Raw genomic sequence first — 8,958 nt, forward strand, 5'->3', positions numbered from 1 at the left:
GTTAAATATATATTGTCAACACACAATGCGCGATATTATGTTCTCGCCAGAAATCGAGGGAGGAGGGCTTCATGGAACATTCAACGATTCGCCTAACGATGGCGCAGGCGCTGGTGCGTTGGCTGACGGTGCAGTTCACCGAAATCGACGGCCAGAGGGTGCCGCTGTTTGCGGGCGTGTTCGGCATTTTCGGCCATGGCAATGTCACCTGCCTGTCCGAAGCGCTGGAGGCTGTGCAGGAGACGCTGCCCACCTGGCGCGGCCAGAACGAACAGTCGATGGCCCTTGCCGCGATTGGCTTTGCCAAGGCCAAGCGGCGCCGCCAGATCATGGTTGCCACCTCGTCCATCGGGCCCGGCGCGCTGAACATGGTGACGGCGGCGGGCACGGCCCATGCCAACCGCCTGCCCGTTCTGCTGATCGCGGGCGATACCTTTGCCAGCCGCACGCCCGACCCGGTGCTTCAGCAGGTTGAACATTTCGGCAATCCCACCACCACCGTGAACGATGCCTTCAAATCCGTGACCCGCTATTGGGACCGCATCACCCTGCCGGAACAGATCATTTCCTCGCTGCCGCAAGCCGTGGGCGCGATGCTTGATCCGGCCGATTGCGGCCCTGCCTTCATCGGTCTGTGTCAAGACACGCAGGAAATTGCCTTCGATTACCCGGCAGAGTTCTTTGAACCCCGCCTTTGGGCGATCCCCCGCCCCCGCGCCGACCGCCGCGCCATCGCGGATGCGGTGGCCCTGCTCAAGACCGCAAAGGCCCCCCTGATCATCGCGGGCGGTGGCATGCGCTATTCCGGTGCGGAAGAGGCCGTTGCCAAATTCGCCGCCGCACGGGGCATTCCGGTTGTCGAAACCATCGCCGGCAAGGGCGGGCTGACCCATTACCACCCTGTTCACGCGGGGCCTATCGGCATCGTCGGCTCCACCTCGGCCAATACGCTGGCCGCCGAGGCCGATGTGATCCTTGCCATCGGCACCCGCCTGCAAGATTTCACCACCGGCTCTTGGACCGCGTTTTCGCGCGATGCCCGCTTCATTTCCATCAATGCCGCCCGATTTGACGCGCTGAAACACCGCGCGCTTGCGGTGGTGGGCGATGCGCTGGAATGCGTAGACGAACTTGATGCCGCGCTTGGCGCATGGCAGGCCCCCGCAGGCCATCTGCCCCGCGCCAAGGCACTGTTTGCCGAATGGGACGCGTTGCTTGACAGCCACCAGACCCCGACGAACAGCCCGATCCCGACCTATGCGCAGGTTGTCAATCTGGTGAACACCGCGGCGGATGACACAGACACCCTGATCGCCGCCGCCGGTGGCATTCCGGGTGAGGTGGCCAAGGGCTGGCGCGTCAAGGCCCCGAACACCTTTGATCTGGAGTTCGGTTTTTCCTGCATGGGATACGAGATTGCGGCAGGCTGGGGCTGTGCCATGGCGCAGGAAGGCCCCGGGGCTGCGGGCGGCACGCCCATCGTGATGCTGGGCGACGGCACCTATATGATGATGAACTCTGACATCTATTCCTCGGTTCTGTCCGGCCACAAGATGATCATCGTCGTCTGCGACAATGGCGGCTATGCCGTCATCAGCCGCCTGCAACAGTTCAAAGGCGTGCCGGGGTTCAACAACCTGCTCAAGGATTGCCGCATCCAGAACCGCGAAAACCCGCTGCATGTTGATTTTGCCAAGCACGCGGAAGCCATGGGAGCCGCCGCGCGCCATTGCGAAAGCCTTGCCGACCTGCAAGGCGCCCTTGACTGGGCCAAGGCGAACGACCGCACCACAGTGATCTCTATCGTGACCGATGCCTATGCCTGGGTGCCCGGCGATGCCGATTGGGATGTGGGTGTGCCCGAGGTCTCGGACCGTGAAAGCGTGCGGCAGGCCCGCGCCCACCAGCAAGAAATCCGCGCAAAACAGCGCGTAGGAGTGTGAGAAGAACATGAAAGCCAAACTTGGTATCGCCCCGATTGCCTGGTGGAACGACGACCTCGCCGAGTTGTCCGACGATGTAAGCCTGGAGGAGTGCCTGCGGCAGGCCTCGGTCGCGGGCTTTACCGGCATGGAGACGGGCCGCCGCTTTCCGATGGACATGGCCGAACTTGGGCCGATCCTTGCAAGATATGGCATCTCGGTCTGTGGTGGCTGGTTTTCGGGCCTGTTGCTTGACGGCGATATCGAGGCCGAAAAGGACCGCATCGCCCAGCAGATGGCCTTCTTCAAGGCGGCCAAGGCGCCCTGCATCGTCTATGGCGAAACCGCGCGCTCGGTTCAGGGCATCAAATCCGCCCCCCTTGCCAGCAAACCAAAGCTGACCGAGGCCGAAACCGCCGCCTATGGCCGCAAGATCAGCGATTTCGCCGATTGGTGCGCGGCAAATGGCATGCCGATCAGCTATCACCACCACATGGCCGCCGCGATCGAGACCGAGGCAGAGCTTGACCTGTTCATGCAGCATTCCTCGGTGCCCTTGCTGTTTGATGCGGGCCATATGGCCTTTGCGGGCGGCGACACTCTGCGCGTGATCGAAAACCACTGGCGGCGGATCACCCATGTCCACACCAAAGACATTCGCCGTGCCGTGGTCGATGGGCTGGACCGCAGCCGCGAATCCTTCCTTGATGCGGTGGTGAAGGGGGCCTTCACGGTTCCGGGCGACGGCTCGCTTGACTTTGAGGCCATCGTCACGGCGCTGGCTGCCAAGGGGTATGAGGGCTGGTTCGTGGTTGAGGCAGAGCAAGATCCCAAGGTGTCCCCACCGCTTGAAATGGCCATCAAGGGCCATGCAGAGCTGATGCGCGTCATGGCCGCCGCTGGCTATGAGGTGGTGCAATGAACCGGATGGACGGCAAGATCTGCGTCGTCACCGGGGCGACGCAGGGTCTGGGGGCCGCCATCGTCCGTCGCCTTGCGGCGGCGGGGGCTGCGGGCATCGTCCTGACCGGGCGCAACACCCAGCGCGGGGCAGAGGTGGCCCGCCAGATCACCGAAGCCCATGGCATTGCGGCGTATTTCCTTCAGGCCGATTTTGGCCGCGTCGAAGATTGCCGCCATGTCATTGCCGAAACCGACCACCTGTTTGGCCGGATGGATGTTCTGGTGAATGCCGGAGCATCGACTGCGCGGGGCACCATCGTCGATACCACGCCCGAAACCTTTGACGCGCTGTTTGCCACCAACGTGCGCGGCCCGTATTTCCTGATGCAAGAGGCGATACGGCTGATGATCGCCAAGGGCATTCAGGGGGCGATCTGCAATATCGGATCAATCTCGGCGCTTGCCGGGCAGCCCTTCATCAACGCCTATTGCGCGTCCAAGGGGGCGCTGACGACGCTGACTGCCAACACCGCCTTTTCCGTGATGGCCAACCGCATCCGCGTGAACCAGCTGAACGTCGGCTGGATGGCATCGGACCACGAGCGCGAGATACAAGCCGAAGGCGGCGATCCCGAATGGGAGGCAAAGGCCGCCGCTGCCCTGCCCTTTGGCCGTCTGGTTGACCCGAATGAGGCGGCGCGGGCGGTGAACTTTCTCGTCTCGGACGATGCGGGCCTTATGACGGGGGCTATCGTCAACTTTGATCAGTCGGTCTGGGGCGCGGTTTCTGGCGGAATGCCGGTTCCCGATGGGCCGATGAGCGTGTCCCCCTGAGTGCAAGAGGCCGGGGGTGCCCGTCGCCCCCGGCCCTAAGGCCCCGTTACAACCGGAATGCGGGGATCGTTGTTGTTCTTTTGCAGCCGCGAGGCCAGGATCACGCAAAGCGCCTGCGCCAGACACATCGGCGCGGCAAGCGAGCGTGAAAAGGTGTATTCATGCTCTGGCACCGCGAACAGCACCTTGGCCAGCTTGGCATAGGGCGACAGCGTGCTGTCGGTGATCGCCACGATCGGCACCCCGCGCCGTGCCGTTTCCTCGGCCACATTCACAACCTCGGTCGCATAAAAGCGGAATGACACCACCATCAGCAGGTCATTCGGGCGCGACGCTTTCGCCATATGGGTCGCCAACCCGCCGCCGGGGTCCAGCAACACGGTGCGCTTGCCCAGCATGGTCAGCACATAGCGCAGCAATTCGACCACTGGTGCAGAGCGCAACTGACCGATCAGATAGATGGTATCGGCCTGCTCCATCAGCTCTGCCGCGGCTGTCAGGTTGCCACTTTCCATGTTGGACAGCAGATCCTTAAGCGAGGCGACATCCCGCGCGACAAGATCGGCCAGAAAGCCCAGCTCTCCCTCTTTCGCACCGCCAAGCTCTGCTTCCAGCGCACGGACGCGGGCATCGAACCCCGGGGCAGCCGTGGAAAGCCGGCGCTGGAATACCGCCTGCAATTCCTTGAACCCCTTGTAACCCAAGGACTGGGCATAGCGCACAAAGCTGGAAGCATGGATGCCGCATTTGGCCCCGATGGCATTGACCGACAGCACCGCCACATCGTTCGGGTTCTGCGTCAGGTAGAGCGCAATCTTTTGATATGACTTGCTCATATCGTCATAACGGTCGTGGATCAGCGTGATCAGCTCTTCATAGCTTTCGGGCGGGCGGTAGGACATGGGGCAGGTTCCTTGATCGCGGGCACCGGCCCGCTGCCCGAATATCGAGCATGCCGCATTGAGGTTTGTCAATTTACTTGCAATGCACGGATCGCTGCGCTTTCAGGGCGCCGTAGCGGGCTACCTTGCCTGACGCAACCTTTGTTCCAAATGTATTTATTTATGCAATCAATACATTATGCTGCATTTCACACGGGAAATCACACCCATTTCCCTTCAAAATCCTCGGGCACCAGCACATGCTCCGGGCCAAAGTCGCGGGCCTTCTGGCAACCGCACAGCGCCATCGTGATGTCCATTTCCTTGTGGATGACCTCCAGCGCCTTGGTCACCCCCGCCTGCCCCATCGCGCCCAGCCCATGGATATAGGCCCGTCCGATAAACGCGCCCTGCGCGCCCAAAGCCAATGCTTTCAGAACATCCTGACCCGACCGGATTCCGCTGTCTAAAAACACATCGGTCTGCCCACCAACGGCCCGCACCACCTGCGGCAGCGCCCGGATGGTGGACAGCGCCCCATCCAGTTGCCGCCCCCCGTGGTTCGAGACGATCATCCCGTCCGCCCCGACATCCAGCGCCATCCGGGCATCCTCACCGTCCAGAATACCCTTCAAGATCAGCTTGCCGCCCCATTGATCCCGGATCCGCCGCACCTTGGCCCAATCCAGCAGCGGATCGAACTGTTCGTTGGTCCAGGCGTTCAGGTTGGCCAGATCGGTCACGCCCTTGGCATGGCCCACGATGTTGCGGAACGTCCGGCGCGGGGTGCGCAGCATTCCCAGCGACCAGGCGGGCTTTGTCATCATGTTCAGGATATTCGGCAAAGTCAGCCGGGGCGGAGAGGTCAGCCCGTTCTTCAGATCCTTGTGGCGCTGGCCCAGAACTTGCAGGTCCAGCGTCAGAACCAGCGCCGAACACCCCGCCTTGCGGGCGCGTTCGATGATGGCATCGACGAAATCTTCATCCTTCATCACATAAAGCTGAAACCAGAACGGATCGGGCGAATGTTCGGCAATATCCTCGATCGAACAGATCGACATGGTGGACAGGGTAAAAGGCACGCCAAAGGCCGCTGCCGCCCGTGCCGCCTTTATCTCGCCATCCGGGCTTTGCATTCCGGCGGACCCGACGGGCGACAGCGCCACCGGCATCACCACCTTTTGCCCGATCATCGTGCTTTCGGTGGTGCGGCCCGTCAGATCGCGCGCCACCCGCTGGCGCAGGCGTATCTTGCTGAAATCACCGGTGTTGTCGTGAAACGTCTGCTCGGTATAGCTGCCGCTTTCGCAATAGTCCCAGAACATGCGGGGCGTCCGCTTCTGGTGCAGGCGTTTGAGGTCTTCGATACAGGTAATGACGGGCATGGCGCAGCCTTTTGGACGGGATGCGCCAACCCTAACCTTTTGCCTTTGACCCGCAAGACGGCCCGTATCAGGCCGAATGCGCCCCGGCGGCCAGCGTCGCGACAAAGGCCAGAATTTCGCTGACCGGCTTGCCGGAAGCGATTTCCTTGACAATGGCCGAGCCGACCACGCTGCCATCGGCCACGCGGGCCACATCGCGGGCGGCCTCTGGCGTTGAAATGCCAAAGCCGACGATGACCGGCAGGTCGGTAGACCGCTTGATCCGCGCCACTTCCGGCCCGACATCGGTGGCTTGCGCCGCCGCAGCCCCGGTGATGCCGGTGATCGAGACGTAATAGACAAACCCGCTGGTATTTTGCAGCACCTTGGGCAGACGCTTGTCATCCGTCGTCGGTGTGGCAAGGCGGATAAAGTTCAGCCCGGCCTTTTGCGCCGGAATACACAGCTCTTCATCTTCTTCTGGCGGCAGATCGACGATGATCAGCCCGTCAATGCCGGCCTCGCAGGCCTCGGCCAGAAAACGGTCAACGCCGCGCGAATAGATCGGGTTGTAATAGCCCATCAACACGATGGGCGTGGTCGCGTCACCTGCCCGGAAATCGCGGACCATCTGCAAGGTCTTGCCCAGCGTCATATGCCCATCCAGCGCGCGCTGGCCGGCAAGCTGGATCGTCGGGCCATCGGCCATCGGGTCGGTGAAGGGCAAGCCCAGCTCGATCACATCAACCCCGGCGGCAGGCAGGCCCTTCATCACGGCCAGCGACCGCGCCACATCGGGATCGCCCGCCATCAGATAGGCGACAAAGGCCTTTTTGCCCTCGGCCTTCAGCCGCACGAAGGTATCGTCGATTCTGGTCATGGCGGGCCCGCTGTCACTTGTTCTTTCAGGCGGTTTGCACGGGCGGGGCGGGAAAATCAATGGCCCCGCCAAAGAACGGCACTCTGCAATCAGACGGCAGGCATCGCCGCAATGATCCAGTGGGTGCCAAAGCGGTCTTTGACCATGCCGAACCCATGCGAGAAAAAGGTGGGGGTAAAGGGCGCAATCACCGCCCCGCCCTGCCCCAACAGGTCGAACACGCGGCGCGCCTCGTCCACCGATGGGGCCGATTGCATCACCGACACTGCCGCCTGTGCGTCGCCCGTCACGCCGGGTGGAAAATCAGACGCCATCAGCTTGCCATCCCAGATCGCAATCTCGCCGTGCATCACGCGGTCCGAGCCGCGATGATCCAGTGGCGCATCCGGCCCATCGGCATAGAGCAGAATCTGTGGCGCGGCAGAGCCGAAGACCGTCGCGTAAAAGGCCAGCGCTTCGGCGCATTGGCCCTGAAAATGCAGATAGGGCAGCGTGGGCATGAAATCCTCGGTCTGAAACTGGCGTGACCTTAGCACCAAGGCCTTTCCTGCGCGCCTGCGGCGGGGGCAACGCGCGGCAATCCGCTTGACCGCCGCGCAGGCGCGGCCTATGCCCCCTTCGGTTTGGTCACAAGGAACGGCATCATGGGTTTCAAGATGGGTATCGTCGGGCTTCCCAATGTGGGGAAATCCACCCTGTTCAACGCCCTGACCCGCACGGCGGCGGCGCAGGCTGCAAACTTTCCTTTTTGCACCATTGAACCCAATGTAGGCGATGTGGCCGTGCCCGATCCGCGCCTCGACAAGCTGGCCGAGATTGCCGGATCAAAGCAGATCATCCCCACCCGCCTGACGTTTGTTGACATTGCAGGTCTGGTGCGCGGTGCCTCCAAGGGGGAAGGCCTGGGCAACCAGTTTCTGGCCAATATCCGCGAATGCGACGCCGTGGCCCATGTGCTGCGCTGCTTTGAAGATGGCGACATCACCCATGTCGAAGGCCGGATCGACCCCGTGGCCGATGCCGAAACCATTGAAACCGAACTGATGCTGGCCGATCTGGATTCGGTCGAACGGCGCCTGACCAGCCTGGCCAAAAAGCTGCGCGGCGGCGATCAGGACACGCTGGACCAAGACCGCCTGCTGCGCGCCGCTCTTGCCGCGCTGGAGGCGGGCCAGCCCGCCCGCACCGTGAAAGTTGCCGCCGAAGATCAAAAGCAGTGGCGGATGCTGCAACTGCTGACCGCCAAGCCCGTGCTTTACGTCTGCAACGTCGAAGAGGCCTGCGCCGCCGAAGGCAACAGCCAATCGGCCCGCGTGACCGCCATGGCCAAGGCGCAAGGTGCCGGTTCGGTGGTGATCTCGGCTCGGATCGAGGAAGAGATCAGCCAGCTTCCCGCCGACGAAGCCCTGATGTTCCTTGAGGAAATGGGGCTGCACGAGGCCGGGTTGGACCGGCTGATCCGCGCAGGTTATGACCTTTTGGGCCTGCAAACCTATTTCACCGTCGGCCCGAAAGAGGCGCGCGCCTGGACAATCACCAAAGGCACCCTTGCCCCGCAGGCCGCCGGCGTGATTCACGGCGATTTCGAACGCGGCTTCATCCGCGCCGAAACCGTGGGCTATGAGGATTATGTGTCCGGCAACGGCGAAGCGGGTGCCAAAGAGGCGGGGAAATTCCGCGTCGAAGGCAAGACCTATGAGGTCAAGGACGGCGACGTCCTGCACTTCCTGTTCAACGGCTGATCGGGCGGCTGACAGGGGCGTGGTCGGCGGCGGATCGGGCAGTTGATCTGACAGACAAAATCCGCAAGCCCCCCTTGTCACCCCCACCCACTGCGGATAGACGGGTCAGCGGAGTGGTGGCCGAGTGGTCGAAGGCACACCCCTGCTAAGGGTGCAGACGGCAACGTCTCGAGGGTTCGAATCCCTTCCACTCCGCCATATATCATTGAAAATAAACGATTAAATTCGAAATTTGCGGACTTACCCGCCATCAAACCGCCATCTATTTTGCGCTTGGACGCAATGCGGCGCGACATAACTGCAACCTTTTTGACCTGCCCCCCGGAAGTTCCCTCGCTGTGATGTAGAGTCTGCCCAACCTGAGAAGGAGCAGACGACATGAGGAAAAGCCGTTTCACCGAGGCGCAGATTATCGGGATGATCAGGGAACAG

8 protein-coding genes and 1 tRNA gene are annotated in these 8,958 nt (G+C 62.1%); 5 read left to right on the top strand and 4 right to left on the bottom strand.

The features are described from left to right. Window positions 1–71 precede the first annotated feature (71 nt). Genes iolD through JI744_RS12605 form a run of 3 tightly spaced genes read left to right on the top strand, consistent with a single transcriptional unit; the run spans window position 72 to window position 3,659 of the window. The gene (gene iolD / locus JI744_RS12595; protein WP_202661461.1) at window positions 72–1,943 is read left to right on the top strand and encodes a 3D-(3,5/4)-trihydroxycyclohexane-1,2-dione acylhydrolase (decyclizing); all 1,872 of its coding nucleotides are present in this window, start codon (window positions 72–74) and stop codon (window positions 1,941–1,943) included. 7 nt (window positions 1,944–1,950) lie between these two features. Then, complete coding sequence (gene iolE, locus JI744_RS12600; protein WP_202661462.1) at window positions 1,951–2,844, top strand: myo-inosose-2 dehydratase; 894 nt, start codon at window positions 1,951–1,953, stop codon at window positions 2,842–2,844. After that, the gene (locus JI744_RS12605; protein WP_202661463.1) at window positions 2,841–3,659 is read left to right on the top strand and encodes an SDR family oxidoreductase; all 819 of its coding nucleotides are present in this window, start codon (window positions 2,841–2,843) and stop codon (window positions 3,657–3,659) included. Before iolE ends, JI744_RS12605 begins: the two co-directional genes overlap by 4 nt. A gap of 35 nt (window positions 3,660–3,694) precedes the next feature. On the opposite strand, the gene JI744_RS12610 is transcribed toward JI744_RS12605, so the two are convergent. The 4 genes from JI744_RS12610 to JI744_RS12625 form a co-directional block, all read right to left on the bottom strand. After that, complete coding sequence (locus JI744_RS12610) at window positions 3,695–4,561, bottom strand: MurR/RpiR family transcriptional regulator (RefSeq protein ID WP_202661464.1); 867 nt, start codon at window positions 4,559–4,561, stop codon at window positions 3,695–3,697. A 200-nt stretch (window positions 4,562–4,761) separates the two neighbouring features. After that, on the bottom strand, window positions 4,762–5,925 hold the full coding sequence (locus JI744_RS12615) for an alpha-hydroxy acid oxidase (RefSeq protein ID WP_202661465.1): 1,164 nt from the start codon (window positions 5,923–5,925) through the stop codon (window positions 4,762–4,764). Window positions 5,926–5,992: 67 nt separating this feature from the next. After that, window positions 5,993–6,784, bottom strand: coding sequence for a tryptophan synthase subunit alpha (gene trpA, locus JI744_RS12620; RefSeq protein WP_202661466.1), 792 nt, complete (start codon window positions 6,782–6,784; stop codon window positions 5,993–5,995). Window positions 6,785–6,873: 89 nt separating this feature from the next. After that, on the bottom strand, window positions 6,874–7,320 hold the full coding sequence (locus tag JI744_RS12625) for a VOC family protein (RefSeq protein WP_202661467.1): 447 nt from the start codon (window positions 7,318–7,320) through the stop codon (window positions 6,874–6,876). Between the two features lie 108 nt (window positions 7,321–7,428). On the opposite strand from JI744_RS12625, the gene ychF reads away from it, so the two are divergent. Continuing rightward, the gene (ychF, locus tag JI744_RS12630; protein ID WP_202661468.1) at window positions 7,429–8,526 is read left to right on the top strand and encodes a redox-regulated ATPase YchF; all 1,098 of its coding nucleotides are present in this window, start codon (window positions 7,429–7,431) and stop codon (window positions 8,524–8,526) included. Window positions 8,527–8,636: 110 nt separating this feature from the next. Then, window positions 8,637–8,724, top strand: a tRNA-Ser gene (locus tag JI744_RS12635). Window positions 8,725–8,958: the final 234 nt, after the last annotated feature.

This window comes from Fuscibacter oryzae (assembly GCF_016765795.1).
GTDB classification, from domain to species: domain Bacteria; phylum Pseudomonadota; class Alphaproteobacteria; order Rhodobacterales; family Rhodobacteraceae; genus Fuscibacter; species Fuscibacter oryzae.

Excerpts from the sequence above, each read along its gene's own strand:
- iolD (WP_202661461.1), top strand. The coding sequence starts at position 72 with ATGGAACATTCAACGATTCGCCTAACGATGGCGCAGGCGCTGGTGCGT.
- iolE (WP_202661462.1), top strand. The coding sequence starts at position 1,951 with ATGAAAGCCAAACTTGGTATCGCCCCGATTGCCTGGTGGAACGACGAC.
- trpA (WP_202661466.1), bottom strand. The coding sequence starts at position 6,784 with ATGACCAGAATCGACGATACCTTCGTGCGGCTGAAGGCCGAGGGCAAA.
- JI744_RS12615 (WP_202661465.1), bottom strand. The coding sequence starts at position 5,925 with ATGCCCGTCATTACCTGTATCGAAGACCTCAAACGCCTGCACCAGAAG.
- JI744_RS12610 (WP_202661464.1), bottom strand. The coding sequence starts at position 4,561 with ATGTCCTACCGCCCGCCCGAAAGCTATGAAGAGCTGATCACGCTGATC.
- ychF (WP_202661468.1), top strand. The coding sequence starts at position 7,429 with ATGGGTTTCAAGATGGGTATCGTCGGGCTTCCCAATGTGGGGAAATCC.
- JI744_RS12605 (WP_202661463.1), top strand. The coding sequence starts at position 2,841 with ATGAACCGGATGGACGGCAAGATCTGCGTCGTCACCGGGGCGACGCAG.